The sequence below is a fragment of the Pseudomonas sp. FW507-12TSA genome (assembly GCF_058781435.1).
In genome coordinates this window covers 111,299-130,513 of record NZ_JBYSWT010000018.1, presented here as the reverse complement: position 1 = coordinate 130,513, position 19,215 = coordinate 111,299, and the positions used below count along the sequence as shown (strand labels likewise).

Below are 19,215 nucleotides of genomic sequence, written 5' to 3'. Positions count from 1 at the left end.
GAGTGAAAAGACATGACTACAACTACAAGTCACTACACCGGAGAGGAACGCAGCAAAAGGATCTTTGCCATTGTCGGTGCTTCGTCCGGCAACCTGGTGGAATGGTTCGACTTCTATGTCTACGCCTTCTGCGCCATTTATTTCGCCCCGGCGTTCTTTCCCTCGGACGACCCCACGGTGCAGTTGCTCAACACCGCTGGGGTGTTCGCCGCCGGATTCCTGATGCGCCCGATCGGCGGCTGGTTGTTCGGCCGGGTCGCCGACCGCCACGGGCGCAAGAACTCGATGATGATCTCGGTGCTGATGATGTGCGCCGGCTCCCTGGTCATCGCCTTCCTGCCGACCTATGCCAGCATCGGTGCCTGGGCGCCGTTCCTGCTGCTGATGGCGCGGCTGTTCCAGGGGTTGTCGGTGGGCGGCGAGTACGGCACCACCGCCACCTACATGAGCGAGGTGGCGCTCAAGGGCCAGCGTGGTTTCTTCGCTTCATTCCAGTATGTGACCCTGATCGGCGGGCAACTGCTGGCGGTGCTGGTGCTGGTGATCATCCAGCAGTTCCTCGACGAGGCCGAGCTCAAGGCCTGGGGCTGGCGCATTCCGTTCGTGATCGGCGCCATCGCGGCCTTGATCTCGTTGCTGCTGCGCCGTTCGCTGAAGGAAACCAGCAGCCGGCAAACCCGCGAGGACAAGAACGCCGGCAGTGTCGCCGCGCTGTTCAAGCACCATTCGGCGGCCTTCATCACGGTGCTGGGCTACACGGCCGGTGGTTCGCTGATCTTCTACACCTTCACCACCTACATGCAGAAATACCTGGTGAACACCGCCGGCATGCACGCCAAGACCGCCAGCTATGTCATGACTGGCGCCTTGTTCCTGTACATGTGCATGCAACCGCTGTTCGGCATGCTCGCCGACCGCATCGGCCGGCGTAACTCGATGCTCTGGTTCGGCGCGCTGGGGACGTTGTTCACGGTGCCACTCCTGCTGGTCCTGAAGACCGTCAGCAGCCCGCTCCTGGCGTTCGTGCTGATTACCCTGGCGCTGGCCATCGTCAGTTTCTACACCTCCATCAGCGGCCTGGTGAAGGCCGAGATGTTTCCGCCCGAGGTCCGGGCGCTGGGCGTGGGGCTGGCCTATGCGGTGGCCAATGCGATCTTCGGCGGTTCGGCGGAATGGGTGGCCCTGAACTTCAAGAACATGGGCATGGAAAACACTTTCTACTGGTACGTTACGGTGATGATGGCCATCGCCTTCCTGTTCAGCCTGCGATTGCCCAGGCAGGCCGCCTACCTGCACCACGATCTTTGAACCACGAGCTTGCGTCCGGGTGGGCGCAGGCTGCCAAGGACCCTTATGACCCTAGCTGCGAGCAACCAGCTGTTCGATGCCTATTTCACCGCCCGGCCAATGCGCAGGGTGTTCTGCGACCAGGGGCGGATCCAGGCCATGCTCGATTTCGAAGCCGCCCTGGCCCGGGCCGAGGCCCGGGTGGGGTTGATCCCGGCCAGCGCCGTCGCGCCGATCGAGGCCGCCTGCCAGGCCGAGCTGTATGACTTGCACGCCCTGGGCGAGGCCATAGTCACGGCGGGCAACCCGGCCATCCCGCTGGTCAAGGCCCTGGGCCGGCAGGTGGCCGCAGACGCCTGCGAAGCCGAGCGCCATGTGCACCTGGGCGCCACCAGCCAGGATGTGATGGACACTGGCCTGGTGCTGCAACTGCGCAGCGCCCTGGACCTGCTTGAACACGACCTTGAGCGCCTGGGCCAGTGCCTGGTGGTCCAGGCCGAGCGATACGCCGACCTGCCCCTGGCGGGCCGGACCTGGCTGCAACATGCCACTCCAGTCACGCTGGGCATGAAGATCGCCGGTTGGCTGGGAGCGGTGACCCGCAGCCGCGAACGCTTGCAGCAACTCAAGCCGCGCTTGCTGGTGCTGCAATTCGGCGGTGCCTCCGGGACCCTGGCGGCCTTGGGCGAGCAAGCGCTACCGGTGGCTCGGGCCCTGGCCGAGGAACTGCGCCTGGGCCTGCCGGAGCAACCCTGGCACACCCAGCGTGATCGCCTGGTGGAGTTCGCCTCGACCCTCGGCCTGTTGGCCGGCAGCCTGGGCAAGCTGGGCCGGGATATCAGCCTGCTGATGCAGACCGAGGCGGCGGAGGTGTTCGAGCCGGCGGCGGCGGGCAAGGGCGGCTCCTCGACCATGCCGCACAAGCGCAATCCGGTGGGCTCGGCGGTGCTGATCAGCGCCGCGACCCGGGTTCCGGGGTTGCTGGCGACACTGTTTTGCGCCATGCCCCAGGAGCACGAGCGCAGCCTGGGGCTGTGGCATGCCGAATGGGAAACCCTGCCGGAGATCTGCTGCCTGGTATCCGGTGCCCTGCACCAGGCCCTGTCACTGGCCGAGGGCCTGGAGGTGGACCGCCAGCGCATGGCGCACAACCTCCAGTTGACCCAGGGGCTGGTTCTGGCCGAGGCGGTGAGCATGGCCCTGGCCCAGCGCCTGGGGCGCGAGACCGCGCACCATTTGCTGGAACAATGCTGCAAGCGCGCGGTGGCCGAGCAACGCCACCTGCGCGGGGTATTGGGCGAGGATCCCCAGGTCAGTGCCGAGCTGTCGGCGCTGGAGCTGGATCGCCTGCTGGATCCGGCGCATTACCTGGGCCAGGCCAAGACCTGGGTCGAGCGCGCCGTGGCTGAACATTTTGCCTTGAAGGCCTGAAGGAGATTGCCGTGGGATTCGTGAAACTCGCCGGGGGCGAACTGCATTATCAACTGGAGGGACCGGAGCAGGCGCCGGTGCTGGTGTTGTCCAACTCTTTGGGTACCAACCTGCACATGTGGGACAGGCAGATGCCGCTCTTCACCGAGCATTTTCGGGTCCTGCGCATGGATACCCGTGGCCATGGCCGGTCCCTGGTCACCGCGGGGCCCTACAGCATCGAGCAACTGGGGCGCGATGTACTGGCGTTGCTCGATGCCCTGGATATCCCGCGTGCGCATTTTTGCGGCCTGTCCATGGGCGGGTTGATCGGCCAGTGGCTGGGGATTCATGCCGGCGAGCGCCTGGGCAAGCTGGTGGTGTGCAACACCGCGGCCAAGATCGGCGACCCTTCGGTGTGGAACCCGCGGATCGAGACGGTGCTGCGTGACGGCCAGGCCGCCATGGTGGCGCTACGGGATGCGTCCATCGCCCGCTGGTTCACCCCGGACTACGCCGAGGCCCATCCGGACCAGGCCAAGCTGATCACCGACATGCTCGCCGCCACTTCGCCCGAGGGCTACGCGGCCAACTGCGCCGCGGTGCGCGATGCCGACCTGCGCGAGCACCTGGCGGCGATCAAGGTGCCGACCCTGGTGATCGCCGGCAGCGACGATGCCGTAACCCCACCGGCTGGCGGGCACTTCATCCAGCAGCGGGTGCAGGGCGCCGAGTACGCCGAGTTGCGCGCCGCGCATCTGTCCAACGTCCAGGCCGGGGATGCCTTCAGCACCCGGGTCCTGGACTTCCTGCTGACCTGAACGGTCGCCCAAGGAGCCATTCGTGGATGAAAAACAACGTTATGCCGAAGGCCTGCAGGTGCGTCGCGCGGTGTTGGGCGAGGCCCATGTCGAGCGCAGCCTGGCAGCCCTGAACGAGTTCAACTCGGAGTTCCAGGACATGATCACTCGCCATGCCTGGGGGGATATCTGGACCCGTCCGGGACTGCCCCGGCATACCCGCAGCCTGGTCACCATCGCCATGCTGATCGGCATGAACCGCAACGAGGAACTCAAGCTGCATCTGCGGGCGGCCGCCAACAACGGCGTGAGTCGGGGCGAGATCAAGGAGGTGATCATGCAAAGCGCGATCTACTGCGGGATTCCTGCGGCCAACGCCACCTTCCACCTGGCCGAGTCGGTGTGGGATGAACTGGGAGTGGAGTCGCGCCAGGCGCCGTAGGCGAGGGCGGGGCGGTCGACCTTGGCCGTGGACTACAAATGAAAAACCCACCGTGAGGTGGGTTTTTCATGCAGCCGGTTCAGGCTTCAGAACAGATGCAGCTCAGGGGCTTTCTTTTCCGCCGTTTGCTCGTTCTTCGCGCTCTGCTCGCTCCAGCCACCGCCGAGGGCCTTGTACAGGTTGACCTCGCTGGTCAGCTGCGCCAGGCGGTCGGTGATCAGCGCTTGTTGGGCGCTGAACAGCGAGCGCTGGGCGTCGAGGAAGGTCAGGTTGCTGTCGACCCCGATGCGGTAGCGGCGCTCGGCCAGACGGTAGTAGTCCTGGTTGGCGCTGACGAAATCACGTTGGGCCTGCAACTGCTGGTTGTAGGTCTGGCGTGCGGCCAAGCCATCGGAGACTTCCTGGAAGGCGGTCTGGATGGACTTCTCGTACTGGGCGACGCTGATGTCCTTCTGGATCTTGGAGTAGTCCAGGCTGGCGCGCAGGCTGCCGGCGTTGAAGATCGGCAGGCTGATCTGCGGCTGGAACAACCAGGTACCCGAGCCACCCTTGAACAGGCCGGAGAGATCCGGGCTCAGGCTGCCGGCGTTGGCCGTCAGGCTGATGCGCGGGAAGAACGCCGCGCGAGCCGCGCCGATATTGGCGTTGGCCGCCTTGAGCTTGTACTCGGCCTCGAGGATATCCGGACGCCGTTGCAGCAGCTCCGACGGTAGCCCGGCCGGCAACTCGCTCAGCAGGTCGGCCGACAGTGGCTGGGCCGCCGGCAGGTTGGCCGGGATCGCGGTGCCGAGCAGCAGGGTCAGGCTGTTTTCATCCTGGGCTACCTGGCGGGTGTAGCGCGCCAGTTGCACCCGGGCGTTTTCCACGGAGGTACGCGACTGGCTCAGGTCCAGGGCCGAGGCGACCCCGACCTCGTTGCTGCGCGAAGTCAGGCGGTAGCTTTCCTCGTAGGTCGCCAGGGTTTCCTGGGTCAGCTTCAGCAGCTCCTTGTCGGCCTGCCAGGTGATGTAGGCATTGGCGACGCTGGCCACCAGGCTGATCTGGGTGCTGCGCCGGGCTTCTTCAGTGGAGAAGTAGTTCTGCAGCGCTTGCTCGCTCAGGCTGCGCACGCGACCGAACAGGTCCAGCTCGTAGGCACTGATGCCCACGGTAGCCGAGTGCTGGCCGGAGATCCGGTCATCGCCGGTCCCGGATACCCGGGCCGGCAGGCGCTGGCGCTGGCCGCTGACGTTGGCGGAAATAGCGGGGAACAGGTCCGCCCGCTGGATCTGGTACTGCGCGGCATAGGCGTCGATGTTCAGCGCCGCGACCTTCAGGTCGCGGTTGTTTTCCAGGGCGACCTGGACCAGCTGCTGCAGGGCCGGATCATGGAAAAACTGCCGCCAGCCTTGTTCGGCGGCCGCCACGTTGGCGGCCTCCTTTGGCGAATAGGCCGGGCCTTGGGGGAATTGCGCCGCCACCGGCGCGTCCGGGCGCTGATAATCCGGTATCAGCGAGCAACCACTTAGCGCGATGGCGGTGATTGCCAGGGAGAGTAGCGACTTGCTCATTGGCCAGCCTCATTAGAATTTGCTGTGGTTTCTGATTGGTCCGCTTTCCTGCGGCCCATGGACGACACGACGACGAAGAACAGCGGGACCCAGAAGATCGCCAGGATCGTCGCGGTAAGCATACCGCCAATCACGCCGGTACCGATTGCATGCTGGCTACCCGCCCCAGCGCCGCTGGAGGTGGCCAGAGGCACGACCCCGAGGACGAAGGCCAAAGAAGTCATGATGATCGGCCGCAGACGCATGCGGCAGGCTTCGACCGCGGCGTCGATCAGGGAGCGGCCCTGTTCGTGCAGTTCCTTGGCGAACTCGACGATCAGGATGGCGTTCTTCGCCGCGAGGCCGATGGTCACCAGCAGACCTACCTGGAAGTACACGTCGTTGGACAGGCCGCGCAGGCTGGTAGCCATCAGCGCGCCGATGATCCCCAGTGGCACCACCAGCATGACCGCGATCGGAATCGACCAGCTTTCATACAGGGCTGCCAGGCACAGGAACACCATCAGCAGGGACAGGGCGTATAGCGCTGGCGCCTGGGAACCCGACAGGCGTTCCTCGTAGGACAGGCCGGTCCAGGAAATACCGACACCTGGTGGCAGCTTGGCGGCAATGGCTTCGACCTCGGCCATGGCTTCACCGGTGGTGTAGCCGGGGGCCGGAGAACCGAGGATCTCCATGGCCTCCACGCCGTTGTAGCGAGCCAGCTTCGGCGAACCGTAGATCCATTCGCCCTTGGCGAAGGACGAGAACGGCACCATGGTTCCGGCACTGTTGCGCACGTACCACTTCTTCAGGTCCTCGGGGCTCATGCGAGCACCGGGTTGGCCCTGGACGTACACCTTCTTCACCCGACCACGGTCGATGAAGTCGTTGACGTAGCTACTACCCAAGGCGATCGACAAGGTGCTGTTGATATCGCTCAGGGTCACGCCCAGGGCGCTGGCCCGCTCGTCGTCGATGGTCAGCTGGTACTGCGGTTCATCGTTCAGGCCGTTCGGACGGACCTGGGCCAGCACCTTGCTCTGGGCTGCCATGCCGAGGAACTGGTTGCGTGCCGCCATCAGTTTCTCGTGGCCGATGCCGGCGCGGTCCTGGAGGAACACGTCGAAACCGGTGGCGTTACCCAGCTCCAGTACCGCCGGAGGAGCGAAGGCGAACACCATCGCGTCACGGAAGCTGAAGAAGTGCATCTGCGCACGCTGGGCCAGGTTGAACACGCTGTTTTGCGCAGAGCGTTCGCCCCATGGCTTGAGCATGATGAAGGCCATGCCCGAACTCTGGCCACGACCGGCGAAGTTGAAGCCGTTCACGGTGAACACCGAGGCGACGGTGTCCTTTTCCTTGTCCAGCAGGTAGGAGCGCATTTCGTCGACCACCACCTGGGTCCGCTCGGCACTGGAGCCGGCTGGCGTCTGGACCTGGGCGAACAGTACGCCCTGGTCTTCTTCCGGCAGGAACGCGGTCGGGATACGGGTGAACAGCCACATCATGCCCACCACGATCAGCAGGTAGGCCAGAAGGTACGGCGCCTTGTGCCGCAGGATGCTGGCGACGCCGCGCTCGTAGCGCTTCACGCTGTAGTCGAAGCTGCGGTTGAACCAGCCGAAGAAGCCACGCTTCTCGCCATGGCCTTCAGGGATGGCCTTGAGCATGGTGGCGCACAGGGCCGGGGTGAAGATCAGGGCAACCAGTACCGACAGGGCCATGGCCGAAACCACGGTGATCGAGAACTGCTTGTAGATCACGCCGGTGGAGCCGCTGAAGAAGGCCATCGGCAGCAGTACCGCAGACAGCACCAGGGCGATACCCACCAGGGCGCCCTGGATCTGGCCCATGGATTTCTTGGTCGCTTCCTTGGGCGACAGGCCTTCCTCCTGCATCACCCGCTCGACGTTCTCCACCACGACGATGGCGTCGTCCACCAGCAAGCCGATGGCCAGCACCATGCCGAACATGGTCAGGGTGTTGATGCTGAAACCGGCCGCCGCGAGGATGCCGAAGGTGCCCAGCAATACCACCGGTACCGTCATGGTGGTGATCACCGTGGCACGGAAGTTCTGCAGGAACAGGAACATCACCAGGAACACCAGCACGATGGCTTCCACCAGCGTGTGCACCACGCTCTTGATGGATTCGGTCACCACTGGGGTGGTGTCGTACGGGAATACCACCTTCATGCCTGGCGGGAAGAAGGGCTCCAGGTCGCTGATGGTCTTGCGCAGTGCCTTGGCGGTATCCAGGGCGTTGGCGCCGTTGGCCAGTTTCACCGCCAGGCCGGAAGCCGGGTTGCCGTTGAACTGGGCGCTGATGGCGTAGTTCTCACCGCCAAGCTCCACGTCCGCGACATCGCCCAGGCGTACTTGCGAACCATCCTTGTTGACCTTCAGCAGGATCGCCTTGAACTGCTCTGCAGTCTGCAGGCGGGTCTTGCCGATGATGGTGGCGTTCAGCTGTTGGCCAGGCATGGCCGGCAGGCCGCCGAGCTGGCCGGAGGACACCTGGACGTTCTGCGCGGCGACCGCGGTCTTCACGTCCACCGGGGTCAGGTTGTAGTTGTTCAGCTTGGCCGGGTCGAGCCAGATCCGCATGGCGTACTGCGCACCGAACACCTGGAAGTCACCGACGCCCGGGGTCCGGGAGATCGGGTCCTGCATGTTCGACACGATGTAGTTCGACAGGTCGTCCTTGGACATGCTGCCGTCCTCGGAAACCACGCCGATCACCAAGAGGAAGTTCTTCACCGCCTTGGTCACGCGGATACCCTGTTGCTGTACTTCTTGCGGTAGCAGCGGGGTGGCCAGGTTGAGCTTGTTCTGCACCTGGACCTGCGCGGTATCGGAGTTGGTGCCTTGCTCGAAGGTCGCGGTGATGGTCATGCTGCCGTCGGAGTTACTTTCCGAGGACACATAACGCAGGTTGTCGATGCCGTTGAGTTGTTGCTCGATCACCTGGACCACGGTGTCCTGCACGGTCTGCGCCGAGGCGCCCGGATAGGTCACGGAGATCGCGATCGAGGGCGGCGCGATGCTCGGGTACTGGTTGATCGGCAATTTGAGGATCGCTAGTGCCCCGACCAACATGATCACCAGGGCGATAACCCAGGCGAAGATCGGACGGTCGATAAAGAATTTCGACATGGTTTACTCCCCTTTGCCGCCTGCAGTCTTGCCAGTTGCCTGGGCAGGGGCCGGGTTCTTCGCAGATACGTTGGTGGCTTCGGTGGCCTTGACCTCGATGCCGGGCTTGACGAACTGCAGGCCTTCGGTGATCAGGCGATCGCCGGCCTTCAGGCCATCTTCCACCAGCCATTGGCTGCCGACGGTGCGGCTGGCCTTGAGCTGGCGCAGCTCGACCTTGTTGTCGGCACCTACCACAAGGGCGGTCGGAGTGCCCTTGAGGTCACGGGTCACGCCTTGCTGTGGCGCCAGGATCGCCGCGCTGTTGACCCCGGCTTGCAGCTGGGCATGCACGAACATGCCAGGCAGCAGGGTGTGCTCAGGGTTCGGGAACACCGCACGCAGGGTCACCGAGCCAGTGGTCTCGTCCACCGAGACTTCGGAGAATTCCAGCTTGCCGTCGAGCTTGTACTGGCTACCGTCTTCCAGGGTCAGCTTGACCTTGGCGGCGTTGTCGCCAACTTTCTGCAGGCGTCCGCTTTCCAGCTCGCGACGCAGCTCCAGCAGTTCCACCGAGGACTGGGTGACGTCGACGTAGATCGGATCCAGCTGCTGGATCACCGCCATGGCAGTGGCCTGGCCATTGCTCACCAGGGCACCTTCAGTGACCGAGGAGCGGCCGATACGACCGGTCAGCGGCGACAGCACCTTGGTGTAGCGCAGGTTGATCTGGGCATTTTGCAGCGAGGCCTCGGACTGCAGGCGGTTGGCCACGGCAGTGTCGTATTCCTGGCGGCTCACGGCCTGCTCGTTGACCAACTGCTTGTAGCGATCGGAAATCGAGCGGGTCGATTGCAGGTTCGCCTCAGCGCTCTTCAGCGTAGCTTCATAGATCGATGGGTCGATCTGATAGAGCTGCTGTCCTTCCTTCACATCACCGCCTTCCTTGAATAGGCGTTTGAGGATGATTCCGTTTACCTGTGGGCGAACTTCGGCGATACGGAACGCAGTGGTCCGGCCCGGGAGTTCGGAAGTCAAGGTAAAGGCTTGTGGTTGCAGGGTGACGACGCCGACCTGAGGTGCTTGAGGGGCAGGTGCCGCCTCTTCCTTTTTACATCCGCTGAGCAGCGATGCCAGGGCGACGGCAGTGACCAGAGCGGTAACAGCTGGCTTGAGTTGCATGAAGATCCTCGGGTCAGGCACGCGAGATGCGCACAAGAAAAGTGGAAAGGTAAAAAGACTTGGCTGGGTGGATAAGTAGCTTGCTAAGGAATATACTTACGTACATGTCTGTTTGTAAATACCTTGGTGGCGTACCCATCCGGTTACAAAAGCTCCCGCAAGTGTTGAATTGTAGGTTGGGTAAACGGCACTCGAGATGTCGTTCCATATTTATTCAGAAGGTCTTTGCGCATCGCTGAAAGATCCTGATCGAGGTTTTACTGCCATGGTCCGTCGTACCAAAGAGGAAGCTCAAGAAACCCGCGCCCAGATACTCGAGGCGGCCGAGAAGGCCTTTTACGAGCGGGGCGTGGCGCGGACCACCCTGGCCGATATCGCGACGTTGGCGGGAGTCACGCGTGGCGCGATCTACTGGCATTTCAGCAACAAGGCCGACCTGGTCCAGGCCATGCTCGACAGCCTGCGTGAACCCTTGGGCGAGATGGCGGCCGCCAGCGAGGATGTGGATGAAGTGGACCCTCTGGGTTGGATGCGCAAATTGCTCATTCACTTGTTTCATCAAGTTGCCCTGGACCCGAAAACCCGACGCATCAATGAAATTCTGTTTCATAAGTGCGAGTTCACCGATGAAATGTGCGACCTGCGTCGTCAGCGCCGCGCGGCCAGCCTGGAGTGCAACCTGCATATCGAACTGACATTGAGCAACGCGGTGAATCGTGGGCAGTTGCCCGAAGATCTCGATACAAGGCGGGCAGCCATCAGCATGCGGGCCTTTGTCGATGGTCTTCTCTACCAGTGGTTGTTGGCCCCGGACAGCTTTGTCCTGCATACCGAGGCGGAGCGCTGGGTCGATATCGGGCTGGATATGTTGCGCCTGAGTCCGAACCTTCGTCATTAAGACAAAATGCGTAATTGAATCTGGTTATGTCAAGATCTGCGCAATGAAGCCATGCATCCCCGGACCACAGGGTCGAAACGGGGGCATTTATATACCGGGCCGGCCCTGTCTTGATAGATAGCGAGCTATGTATTTTGTAGGCAATTTGTTGCGGGGATGTGAATGAGTGTGAGCCCTTCACCATTCAAAGGTGCGGATCATCCCCTGAAGGGTATCGTCCTGATTTGCCTGGCGGTCCTGCTCTTCGCCAGCCACGACACACTGTCCAAGTACCTCTCGGCCTTCTATCCGATCGTGATGGTGGTCTGGGCCCGCTATGTGGTCCATACCCTGTTGATGCTGGTGGTGTTCGTGCCGCGCAGTGGTTTTTCCGCCGTGGTGCGGACCAAGCGTCCCGGCCTGCAATTGCTGCGGGCCCTGTGCATGATCGGCACCAGCCTGCTGTTCACCACCGGCCTGCGCTATATCCCCCTGGCTGAAGCCACCGCGGTCAACTTCCTCGCGCCATTGCTGGTCACCGCCTTGTCCGTGCCGTTCCTGGGCGAGCGGGTCAGCCGCGCCCAGTGGCTGGCGGTGCTGATCGGCTTCGTTGGCGTGCTGATCGTGGTGCGCCCCGGTGGTTCGCTGTTCACCCCGGCGATCCTCTTTCCCCTGGGATCGGCGCTGTGCTTCGGCTTCTATCAATTGCTGACCCGCAAACTCAGCGGCATCGATAGCCCGACCACCAGCAACTTTCTCATCGGCATCATCAACAGCCTGATCATGAGCGCGTTGTTGCCGTTCTTCTGGAGCACTCCGAGCCTGGTCCATGGCCTGTTCATGATCGGCCTGGGTGCCTGTGGCATGTTCGGCCACCTGCTGCTGACCCAGGCGTTCCGCCATGCCGCTCCGGCGATGCTGGCGCCCTTCAGTTACGGGCAGATCCTGTTCGCCGGAATGTACGGCTACCTGATCTTCGGCCATACCCCGGACAGCTACGGCCTGGTGGGCATCGCGGTGATCTGCCTCAGTGGCCTGGCCGTGGCCTGGACCCAGCGCAAGCGCTGATCCTTGCGGCATACAGGCAGGCAATAAAAAGCCCCGGCTCTGGTGAACCGGGGCTTTTTCATGGGCAATGCTTACAGCATCGGGTAGTCGATGTAGCCGACCGGGCCCTTGGCATAGAAGGTTTCAGGATGCGGTTCGTTCAGTGGCGCATCGGCTTTCAGGCGGGCCGGCAGGTCCGGGTTGGCGATGAAGGGGACGCCGAAGGCCACCGCGTCGGCCTTGCCTTCGGCCAGCCAGGCATTGGCGCTGTCCTTGGTGAAACGCTCGTTGGCGATGTACAGGCCGCCGAAGGCTTCCTTGAGCCGTGGGCCCAGGCTGTCGGTGCCTTCCTTCTCGCGGGCACAGATGAAGGCGATGCCGCGCTTGCCCAGTTCACGAGCGACATACAGGAAGGTCTGCGCCAGGTCGGCATCCCCCATGTCGTGCAGGTCGGCTCGTGGCGACAGGTGCACGCCGACGCGGCCGGCACCCCAGATCTCGATCATCGCATCGGTCACTTCCAGCAGCAGGCGAGCACGGTTCTCCAGGGAGCCGCCGTATTGGTCGGTACGCTGGTTGGTGGTGCTCTGCAGGAACTGGTCCAGCAGGTAACCGTTGGCTGCGTGGACTTCCACACCGTCGAAACCGGCGGCCTTGGCATTTTCCGCACCGACCCGGTAAGCCTCGATCACATCGGCGATCTCGGCGGTTTCCAGGGCTCGCGGAGTAGGGAAGTCGGCCAGCGGGCGCACCAGGCTGACGTGGCCCTTGGGTTGGATGGCGCTGGGGCCTACCGGGGTTTCGCCGTCCAGGTAGGAAGGATGGGAAATCCGCCCCACGTGCCACAGCTGCATGAAGATCTTGCCGCCGGCGCCGTGCACCGCCTTGGTCACGTTGGCCCAGCCACGGACCTGGTCGTTGGACCAGATGCCGGGGGTATCCGGGTAGCCCACGCCCATCGGCGTCACCGAGGTGGCTTCGCTGAGGATCAGCCCGGCCGAGGCCCGCTGCACGTAGTACTCGGCCATCAGGGCATTGGGCACCCGGCCGGCATCGGCGCGGCAGCGGGTCAGCGGCGCCATGATGATGCGGTTGGACAGTTCGAGGTCGCCGAGCTTGAGCGGATCAAAGAGAGTGGTCATGGAATGCAGCCTTCTTTAAAGGAAAGGAACGTTTCAGTGAGTCGCAGGGGCCAGTTCGGCATTGCCGCCCTGGCGGAAAGTGATCAGCGTTACCAGCAGGGCCAGGATCGCCAGCGCCGCGGCTGCCAGCGGCACGCTGGTGAGACCGAAGCCGTGGGCGATGACGCTGCCGCCGACCCAGGCGCCCAGGGCGTTGCCGATATTGAAGGCGCCGATGTTCAGGGTCGAAACCAGGTTGGGCGCGGCCTTGCCGAAGGTCACTACGTTGACCTGCAGGGCCGGGACCGCGGCGAAGGAGGCGGTGGCCCAGAGGAACAGGGTGATCTGCGTGGGGATCAGCGCCACGCTGGTCCAGGTCAGCACGGTGGAGACCACGGCCATGGCCGCGAACACGCCCACCAGGGTGGCGCCCAGGCGCTTGTCGGCCATCTTGCCGCCGATGATGTTGCCCAGGGTCAGGCCCAGGCCGATCAGCAGCAGGGTCCAGGTCACGCCCTTGGGCGATACGCCAGTGACTTCGCCCAGCAGCGGGGCCACGTAGGTGAACAGGGTGAACATCGAGGCTGCGAACAGTGCGGTCATGCCCAGGGACAGCCAGATTCCGGCACCCTTGAGGGCCGCCAGTTCCGCACGCATATCGAGTTTCTCCTCGTCGCGCTTGGCTGGCAGGAACCGCAGCAGGCCAATCAACGCTACCACGCCGATCACCGTCACCGCCCAGAAGGTCGAGCGCCAGCCGGCTTCCTGGCCCAGCGCAGTTCCCAGGGGGACGCCGAGCACGTTGGCCAGCGTCAGGCCGGTGAACATCAGGGCCACGGCCGAGGCGCGCTTGTTGGCCGGCACCAGGCCGGCGGCCACCACTGAACCGATACCGAAGAAGGCTCCGTGGCACAGCGCCGTAATCACCCGTGCGAACATCAGCACGTTGTAATCACTGGCCAGTGCACACAGCAGGTTACCGATAATGAAGATCCCCATCAGTGTCACCAAGGCGGCCTTGCGTGGCAGCCGGGCGGTGGCCAGGGCCATGAATGGCGCGCCGATGGCCACGCCCAGGGCGTAGCCGGTCACCAGCCAGCCTGCGTCTGGAATCGACACCCCGAGGTCCGCCGCCACATCGGGCAGCAGGCCCATGATGACGAACTCGGTGGTGCCGATGGCGAAGGCACTCAAGGCCAGGATGAGAAGCGAGAGGGGCATTATCGGGTCCTTGTCAGGTCAGAGCTGTTGGCTCATTTGCGTGAGGAACTGCTGGATGGTTTCTTCGTTGCGTTTGAAAAAATGCCATTGGCCGACTTTGCGGCTGCTGACCAGGCCGGCACGCTGCAGGGTCGCCAGGTGGGCCGAGACGGTCGACTGCGACAGGCCGCAGCGTTGATCGATCTGCCCGGCGCAGACACCGTGCTCGTTACTGTGGGCCTGGTCGGGGAATTCGACTGCCGGATCTTTCAGCCAGTGCAGGATTTCCCTGCGAACCGGATGCGCCAGGGCTTTTATTATTTCGTCGAGGTCGATGGACATGGCGTTGCTCGCTTTTCCATGAAACGTTGTATCGCGATGAGGCGAAATTTAAATCGTTATTTCGCGATATACCAATATGATTTCGATCTTATTTAAGCATTTATCGGTATATCGGGTTATAACGATATGATGTGCGCGGTGCTAAGCTGCGCGGATGAATTATCTCGCACATCTGCACCTCGGCGGCCAGCGCCCGGGTCAATTACTCGGCAGCCTCTACGGCGACTTCGTCAAAGGTCGCCTGCAAGGGCAGTTCGCTCCCGAGGTCGAGGCGGCGATCCAGCTGCATCGGCGCATCGACACCTATACCGACAGCCACCCTTTGGTGGCGGCGGCGCTGGCGCGTTTCGCCCAGACCCGCAGGCGCTACGCCGGCATCGTCATCGATGTGTTCTTCGACCACTGCCTGGCCCGTGACTGGGCGCAGTACGCCGATCGACCCTTGCAGGCGTTCACCGCTGACGTGTACCGGGCGCTGGCCGCCGAGCCACAATTGCCGGGGCGCCTGGCGCAGATCGCACCCTACATGGCGGCCGATGACTGGCTGGGTTCCTATCGGGACTTCCAGGTGCTGGAGCAGGTCCTGCGGGGGATTGCCCGGCGCTTGTCGCGTCCCGAGGAGTTGACCGCGGCCATGGGCGAGCTGGAACGGCTGTACCAGCCCTTGAGCGAGGATTTTCGCGAGTTCTACCCGCAACTGCAGGTGTTCGCCGAGCAGTACACCGCCCCGTCGCCGGGGCGCTGATTCCACTCAGGCAGCGACCAGTTCGCCAGCGCGGCGTGGTTCGGCCGGCTGCAAGGCATCGCCGAACAGGGCTTTCTGGACCGCCTGCTGGGCCTGGAAGGCCAGTGCCGCGCGCTCCTGGCCCTGGCAGGAAATCGGCTTGAGCAGGTGGATCTCCACCTGGCCCTGGTCGTTGGCGAACAGGCGCAACAGGTGAGACAGCAGGTCGTCGTCGCCGATGAAGGGCGCCAGGTCGTCGACCTTACCGTCGCGCAGGTAGCGGATCGCTACGGGTTGCAGGCAGGCCTCGGCCTCGATGGCGCTGGCCAGCAGGCGTCCATGGAAGGTCCGCAGGCCACGGCCATCGGTGGTGGTGCCTTCGGGGAACAGCAGCAGCGGATGCTGTTCTTGCAGGTGCCGAGTCATCTGCTTGCGGATCAGCTGGCTGTCGCCGGCGCCACGGCGGATGAACAGGCTGCCGGCCTTGGCGGCCAACCATCCGGCCACCGGCCAGGTGCGCACCTCGGCCTTGGACAGGAACGACAGCGGAGTGAGCATGCCCAGCAACGGGATGTCGGTCCAGGACACATGGTTGCTGACCCAGAGCATGGGCTGGCGTGGGAGTTGGCCGTGCACCGTGACCTGGAAGGGCAGGGCGTTGCCCAGGCGGGCCATGAAGAACCGCGACCAGCGCTGGCGGCGGACCATGGAGTTGCTGACCCCCAGGCGCTCCAGCACGCCGAAGATACTGGCCATGCTCAGGCCCAGCGCCACCACCAGCAGCACCCGGGCGATACGCCCGTAGACCCGTAGCCGGCGCATCACACGGCCGCCTTGAAGTGCCGGGCGTAGCGTGGGCACAGCTCGTCGCGCTTGAGCAGGATGAACACGTCGGCCACCTGGAAGTCCTGGTCCCAGCAGGGCTCGCCGCAGATCTTCGCCCCCAGGCGCATGTAGGCCTTGAGCAGTGGCGGCATTTCGGCGATGACGTTGGACGGCAGGTCCAGGTTCGGCAGTGGGTGCCTGGGCTCGGCCCGCAGGTGCTCGGTGCTCAGGTAGCGCTCGCGCAGGCGCTGCATGATCGCATGGGCCTGCACTCCGCCGTCCTGCATCGGGATGCTGGCGCAACCCATCAGGTAGCTGTAGCCACCCTCGTTGAGGACTTCGGCCAGCTCGCCCCAGAGCACGGCGATGGTGCCGCCGTTGCGGTAGGCCGGGTCGACGCAGGTACGGCCGATCTCCAGGATCGGGCCCTGGAGTTGCACCAGGCCGTGCAGGCTGAACTCTTCTTCACTGTAGAAGCGCCCCAGGCTGCTGGCGGCCTGGTGGTCCAGCAGGCGAGTGGTGGCCACCAGGCACCCGCTGTTCAGGTCGCGTACCCCGATATGGCTGCAATGAACATCGTAGTCGTCCATGTCCAGACCCAGCTCCGCGCCCTTGAGCTTGGCGTTGAACTCGCCGCTGAAGACCTTGAACCGCAGGGCTTGGGCTTCCTGCAGGGCCTGGGCGCCGATCAGGCGTTCGGCTTGCAGGCGGCGTTCAGTACCGGTGTCGTTGATGCGGGCGATCTGAGTCATCGTGAATCTCCGTGCGGGCCAGCGACCCGCCTTGGGTTGCAGCCAATCGACTTTGTTGTGCAAAGTCAGGCTATGTAGCCGCGGTGTCATCGCCATGAAACTTTGGTGATGCTTGTGTGACAGCCCCTGAGGACCTTCGAAATGCCCTGGCAAGCCCTGCTCGAGAGCCATGAACGACTGCCCGCAACCCCTGATCTGGCGGAGGGTTACGGCGCTTTGCTGGCCCACCTGGGCACGGTCACGCCATTCGAGCTGGCGGTGCTTGGCGGGCGCCTGATGGCGACCCCGGGCCTGGCGTTCCTGGTGGGTTACCAGGCGGCATTGCGCATGTTGTGGCCCAGTGCGCCGCTGAGCCTGGGCGCCTTGTGCGCGACTGAACGTCGCAGCCTGCGCCCGGCGGACATGCAGACCCGGCTGCAGGATCTGCGCCTGCACGGGCGCAAGGATTTCGTCACCGCCGGGGACGCCGCCGACTGGCTGCTGGTGGCGGCCCGTTGCGAGGCCCCCGGGGAGCGGGCGGCGCTGCGGCTGACTGTGGTCTATCCGGGCGAGCCCGGGGTCAAGGTCCAGACTCTGCCGGCGATCGCCCTGATGCCGGAGATCAGCCACGGTTGCCTGCTCCTGGACAATGCTGCCTGTGAACTGCTGGCCGGCGATGGCTGGGATGCCTATGTCAAACCCTTCCGCACCCTGGAAGACATCTATGTCCTCAGCGCCATGGCGGCCTGGCTCCATGGTGTCGGCCAGGACAGCGGCTGGCCGCAGCCGCTGCTCCTGCAATTGCTGGCGTTGCTGGCCGGCTGTGCCGAAGCCAGCCGGCAGAACCCGGCCCTGGCCGGCGGGCACGTCCTGCTGGGTGGGTTGTTCGTGCAGTTCGAAGCCCTGAAGCCGGAGATCGCCATGGCATTCGCCCAGGGGCCCGAGTTCTGGCGCGAACAGTGGAGCCGCGACCAGGCCCTGCTCGAGCTGGCCGCCGGCGCCCGGGCCCAGCGCCTGGCCAAGGCCCTGGCGGCCTTGCAGCAACCGGCTGGGCGCTGAGTCCCGGCGCTTGCAGCAAAACTGTCATGAACCTCGATTAGGCTCGGCCATCGGTTTTTCTCGAGTGTTGTCCATGGCCAAGGGCTCGATCCTGCTGGTGCTGCTTGTCGTGCTCGGCCTGCCGGCCCGGGCCGAGGACTGGCCAGCCGAGCAATGGCCGCGTGAGCCCTTGCCCTCGGGTCCGGCGCTCCAGGCCCTGGAGGCCTATGCCTTCGCCCCGCGTGATGACGAGTCGCGCCAGGGGGTACGCACCGATGCCCTGCTGGTGGTGCGTGATGGCCGGCTGGTCTACGAACGCTATGCCGGCGAGACCGGGCCACAGACTCCCCACCTGATCTGGTCCGCCAGCAAGAGCGTGCTGGCGGTGCTCATGGGCGTCGCGTCCGGCGAGGGGCGCTTCGGCCTGCAAGACCCGGCGGCGAATTTCTATCCGGCGCTCAAGCCCCACCCTGGCATCACCATGGCCGACCTTTTGCACTGGGCCTCGGGCCTGGACTGGCAGGAAGACTACGAGTACGCGCCGCTCAATTCATCGGTGGTGGCCATGCTCTACACCCGGGGCCACCGCGACATGGCGGCGTTCGCCGCGCAGCACCAGGCGGCCAGCCCACCGGGCCAGGCCTTTCGTTATTCCAGCGGCGACAGCAACCTGTTGGCGGCCAGCCTGCGCGGCATGCTGGGGGCGCAGCAATATCCGGACTATCCCTGGCGTGCCCTGTTCGAGCCCCTGGATATCCGCCAGGCAGTGTGGGAGCGGGATGCGGCCGGCACCTTCGTGGCGTCTTCCTACCTTTATATGAGTGCCCGGGACCTGGCCCGCATCGGCTTGCTGATGCAGCGCGAGGGGCGCTGGCACGACCGGCAACTGCTGCCCAGGGCCTGGGTCGAGTTCTGCCGCACGCCGTTCGCCGGCTACCGGGCGGGCCAGGACGTTGCCGTGGCGGGTGGGCACTGGTGGCTCAATCGCATCGTGGACGGCGCGCCCCGGCCCTGGCCGGATGCGCCGGAGGATACCTACGCCGCCCTGGGCCATTGGGGCCAGGCGCTGTACATAGTGCCGCAGCAGCGCCTGGTGATCGTGCGCTATGGCGACGATCGCGACGGCAGCTACCAGCACAACGAATTGCTCAAGCGGGTGCTGGCGGCATTTCCTACCCCGGAGCAGCCATGAGCCGCCGGGCCTTCGTCCTGCGCCACCCGCTGCTCTGCCTGCTGCTGGCCGGGTCGCTGGCGCTATCGGGCTGGGCCTGGCAGCAACGGGAGGCGCTCCAGGCATTCCCGGATATCCTTGGCGCCTACACCGCCAAGGAATACTGCTCCTGCCGCTATGTGATGGAGCATCCGGCTGATTATTGCCGCGGGTACGTGCGCCAATACCTGCCCATCAGCAACCTGGTCGATGAGCCGGCATCACGGCGGATCACCGCCAGCGCCCTGGGGCGCACCCACAGCGCCACCTGGCAAGGGAACCGGCAGGGCTGCCGCCTCGATCCCTGAACCGC

General features: G+C 64.3%; 18 protein-coding genes. 10 read left to right on the top strand and 8 right to left on the bottom strand.

Features of this window, described 5'->3' with window-relative positions:
- The first annotated feature begins 12 nt into the window (after positions 1-12).
- The 4 genes from AC3WK8_RS18535 to pcaC are packed head-to-tail and all read left to right on the top strand — an operon-like array spanning position 13 to position 3,939.
- Positions 13-1,308 (top strand): MFS family transporter, encoded by a 1,296-nt coding sequence (locus tag AC3WK8_RS18535; protein ID WP_103325411.1) that lies wholly within the window; start codon positions 13-15, stop codon positions 1,306-1,308.
- 45 nt (positions 1,309-1,353) lie between these two features.
- Complete coding sequence (locus tag AC3WK8_RS18530; protein WP_103325412.1) at positions 1,354-2,718, top strand: 3-carboxy-cis,cis-muconate cycloisomerase; 1,365 nt, start codon at positions 1,354-1,356, stop codon at positions 2,716-2,718.
- A gap of 11 nt (positions 2,719-2,729) precedes the next feature.
- The gene (gene pcaD, locus AC3WK8_RS18525; protein ID WP_085596119.1) at positions 2,730-3,518 is read left to right on the top strand and encodes a 3-oxoadipate enol-lactonase; all 789 of its coding nucleotides are present in this window, start codon (positions 2,730-2,732) and stop codon (positions 3,516-3,518) included.
- A gap of 22 nt (positions 3,519-3,540) precedes the next feature.
- Positions 3,541-3,939: a 4-carboxymuconolactone decarboxylase gene (pcaC, locus tag AC3WK8_RS18520; RefSeq protein ID WP_022642766.1), complete on the top strand. Its 399-nt coding sequence runs from the start codon at positions 3,541-3,543 to the stop codon at positions 3,937-3,939.
- 86 nt (positions 3,940-4,025) lie between these two features.
- On the opposite strand, the gene adeC is transcribed toward pcaC, so the two are convergent.
- The 3 genes from adeC to emhA are packed head-to-tail and all read right to left on the bottom strand — an operon-like array spanning position 4,026 to position 9,787.
- Positions 4,026-5,489 (bottom strand): AdeC/AdeK/OprM family multidrug efflux complex outer membrane factor, encoded by a 1,464-nt coding sequence (gene adeC, locus AC3WK8_RS18515; protein WP_022642767.1) that lies wholly within the window; start codon positions 5,487-5,489, stop codon positions 4,026-4,028.
- Positions 5,486-8,626, bottom strand: coding sequence for an efflux RND transporter permease subunit (locus tag AC3WK8_RS18510; protein ID WP_103325413.1), 3,141 nt, complete (start codon positions 8,624-8,626; stop codon positions 5,486-5,488). The genes adeC and AC3WK8_RS18510 overlap by 4 nt, the downstream gene beginning before the upstream one ends.
- A 3-nt stretch (positions 8,627-8,629) precedes the next feature.
- On the bottom strand, positions 8,630-9,787 hold the full coding sequence (gene emhA, locus AC3WK8_RS18505; protein WP_053135463.1) for an efflux RND transporter periplasmic adaptor subunit EmhA: 1,158 nt from the start codon (positions 9,785-9,787) through the stop codon (positions 8,630-8,632).
- A 265-nt stretch (positions 9,788-10,052) separates the two neighbouring features.
- Between emhA and emhR the strand changes: the two genes are divergently transcribed.
- Positions 10,053-10,685 carry an efflux system transcriptional repressor EmhR gene (gene emhR, locus AC3WK8_RS18500; RefSeq protein ID WP_103325414.1) on the top strand — a complete coding sequence of 211 codons (633 nt, stop codon included), beginning with the start codon at positions 10,053-10,055 and terminating at the stop codon, positions 10,683-10,685.
- A 162-nt stretch (positions 10,686-10,847) separates the two neighbouring features.
- Positions 10,848-11,732: a DMT family transporter gene (locus tag AC3WK8_RS18495; RefSeq protein ID WP_103325415.1), complete on the top strand. Its 885-nt coding sequence runs from the start codon at positions 10,848-10,850 to the stop codon at positions 11,730-11,732.
- Between the two features lie 71 nt (positions 11,733-11,803).
- On the opposite strand, the gene AC3WK8_RS18490 is transcribed toward AC3WK8_RS18495, so the two are convergent.
- From AC3WK8_RS18490 to AC3WK8_RS18480, 3 genes are read right to left on the bottom strand one after another with little or no spacing between them, the layout of a single operon-like run.
- Positions 11,804-12,853: an alkene reductase gene (locus tag AC3WK8_RS18490; protein ID WP_085596115.1), complete on the bottom strand. Its 1,050-nt coding sequence runs from the start codon at positions 12,851-12,853 to the stop codon at positions 11,804-11,806.
- A gap of 33 nt (positions 12,854-12,886) precedes the next feature.
- Positions 12,887-14,053, bottom strand: coding sequence for an MFS transporter (locus AC3WK8_RS18485; RefSeq protein WP_103325416.1), 1,167 nt, complete (start codon positions 14,051-14,053; stop codon positions 12,887-12,889).
- An 18-nt stretch (positions 14,054-14,071) separates the two neighbouring features.
- A complete protein-coding gene (locus tag AC3WK8_RS18480) occupies positions 14,072-14,374 on the bottom strand; it encodes an ArsR/SmtB family transcription factor (protein WP_022642772.1) in 303 nt (100 codons plus the stop codon).
- 154 nt (positions 14,375-14,528) lie between these two features.
- Between AC3WK8_RS18480 and AC3WK8_RS18475 the strand changes: the two genes are divergently transcribed.
- Positions 14,529-15,119: an acyl carrier protein phosphodiesterase gene (locus AC3WK8_RS18475; RefSeq protein WP_103325417.1), complete on the top strand. Its 591-nt coding sequence runs from the start codon at positions 14,529-14,531 to the stop codon at positions 15,117-15,119.
- A 6-nt stretch (positions 15,120-15,125) separates the two neighbouring features.
- Here the strand turns inward: AC3WK8_RS18475 and AC3WK8_RS18470 are convergent, their stop codons facing one another.
- On the bottom strand, positions 15,126-15,920 hold the full coding sequence (locus AC3WK8_RS18470) for a lysophospholipid acyltransferase family protein (protein ID WP_103325418.1): 795 nt from the start codon (positions 15,918-15,920) through the stop codon (positions 15,126-15,128).
- Positions 15,920-16,675 (bottom strand): L-ornithine N(alpha)-acyltransferase, encoded by a 756-nt coding sequence (gene olsB, locus AC3WK8_RS18465; protein ID WP_022642775.1) that lies wholly within the window; start codon positions 16,673-16,675, stop codon positions 15,920-15,922. The genes AC3WK8_RS18470 and olsB overlap by 1 nt, the downstream gene beginning before the upstream one ends.
- Positions 16,676-16,816: 141 nt before the next feature.
- On the opposite strand from olsB, the gene AC3WK8_RS18460 reads away from it, so the two are divergent.
- From AC3WK8_RS18460 to AC3WK8_RS18450, 3 genes are all read left to right on the top strand, one after another.
- Entirely contained in the window at positions 16,817-17,713 is an 897-nt protein-coding gene (locus AC3WK8_RS18460) for an acyl-CoA dehydrogenase middle domain-containing protein (RefSeq protein WP_103325419.1), read from the top strand.
- Between the two features lie 73 nt (positions 17,714-17,786).
- Positions 17,787-18,884, top strand: coding sequence for a serine hydrolase domain-containing protein (locus AC3WK8_RS18455; protein ID WP_103325420.1), 1,098 nt, complete (start codon positions 17,787-17,789; stop codon positions 18,882-18,884).
- Positions 18,881-19,210, top strand: coding sequence for a hypothetical protein (locus AC3WK8_RS18450; protein WP_022642778.1), 330 nt, complete (start codon positions 18,881-18,883; stop codon positions 19,208-19,210). Before AC3WK8_RS18455 ends, AC3WK8_RS18450 begins: the two co-directional genes overlap by 4 nt.
- Positions 19,211-19,215: the final 5 nt, after the last annotated feature.

What these genes read in the sequence shown, in the direction of transcription:
- AC3WK8_RS18510 (WP_103325413.1), bottom strand. Translation starts at nt 8,626, where the DNA reads ATGTCGAAATTCTTTATCGACCGTCCGATCTTCGCCTGGGTTATCGCC.
- AC3WK8_RS18495 (WP_103325415.1), top strand. Translation starts at nt 10,848, where the DNA reads ATGAGTGTGAGCCCTTCACCATTCAAAGGTGCGGATCATCCCCTGAAG.
- emhR (WP_103325414.1), top strand. Translation starts at nt 10,053, where the DNA reads ATGGTCCGTCGTACCAAAGAGGAAGCTCAAGAAACCCGCGCCCAGATA.
- AC3WK8_RS18485 (WP_103325416.1), bottom strand. Translation starts at nt 14,053, where the DNA reads ATGCCCCTCTCGCTTCTCATCCTGGCCTTGAGTGCCTTCGCCATCGGC.
- AC3WK8_RS18490 (WP_085596115.1), bottom strand. Translation starts at nt 12,853, where the DNA reads ATGACCACTCTCTTTGATCCGCTCAAGCTCGGCGACCTCGAACTGTCC.
- AC3WK8_RS18460 (WP_103325419.1), top strand. Translation starts at nt 16,817, where the DNA reads ATGCCCTGGCAAGCCCTGCTCGAGAGCCATGAACGACTGCCCGCAACC.
- AC3WK8_RS18470 (WP_103325418.1), bottom strand. Translation starts at nt 15,920, where the DNA reads ATGCGCCGGCTACGGGTCTACGGGCGTATCGCCCGGGTGCTGCTGGTG.
- AC3WK8_RS18535 (WP_103325411.1), top strand. Translation starts at nt 13, where the DNA reads ATGACTACAACTACAAGTCACTACACCGGAGAGGAACGCAGCAAAAGG.
- AC3WK8_RS18450 (WP_022642778.1), top strand. Translation starts at nt 18,881, where the DNA reads ATGAGCCGCCGGGCCTTCGTCCTGCGCCACCCGCTGCTCTGCCTGCTG.
- AC3WK8_RS18530 (WP_103325412.1), top strand. Translation starts at nt 1,354, where the DNA reads ATGACCCTAGCTGCGAGCAACCAGCTGTTCGATGCCTATTTCACCGCC.
- adeC (WP_022642767.1), bottom strand. Translation starts at nt 5,489, where the DNA reads ATGAGCAAGTCGCTACTCTCCCTGGCAATCACCGCCATCGCGCTAAGT.
- olsB (WP_022642775.1), bottom strand. Translation starts at nt 16,675, where the DNA reads ATGACTCAGATCGCCCGCATCAACGACACCGGTACTGAACGCCGCCTG.
- AC3WK8_RS18475 (WP_103325417.1), top strand. Translation starts at nt 14,529, where the DNA reads ATGAATTATCTCGCACATCTGCACCTCGGCGGCCAGCGCCCGGGTCAA.
- emhA (WP_053135463.1), bottom strand. Translation starts at nt 9,787, where the DNA reads ATGCAACTCAAGCCAGCTGTTACCGCTCTGGTCACTGCCGTCGCCCTG.
- AC3WK8_RS18480 (WP_022642772.1), bottom strand. Translation starts at nt 14,374, where the DNA reads ATGTCCATCGACCTCGACGAAATAATAAAAGCCCTGGCGCATCCGGTT.
- AC3WK8_RS18455 (WP_103325420.1), top strand. Translation starts at nt 17,787, where the DNA reads ATGGCCAAGGGCTCGATCCTGCTGGTGCTGCTTGTCGTGCTCGGCCTG.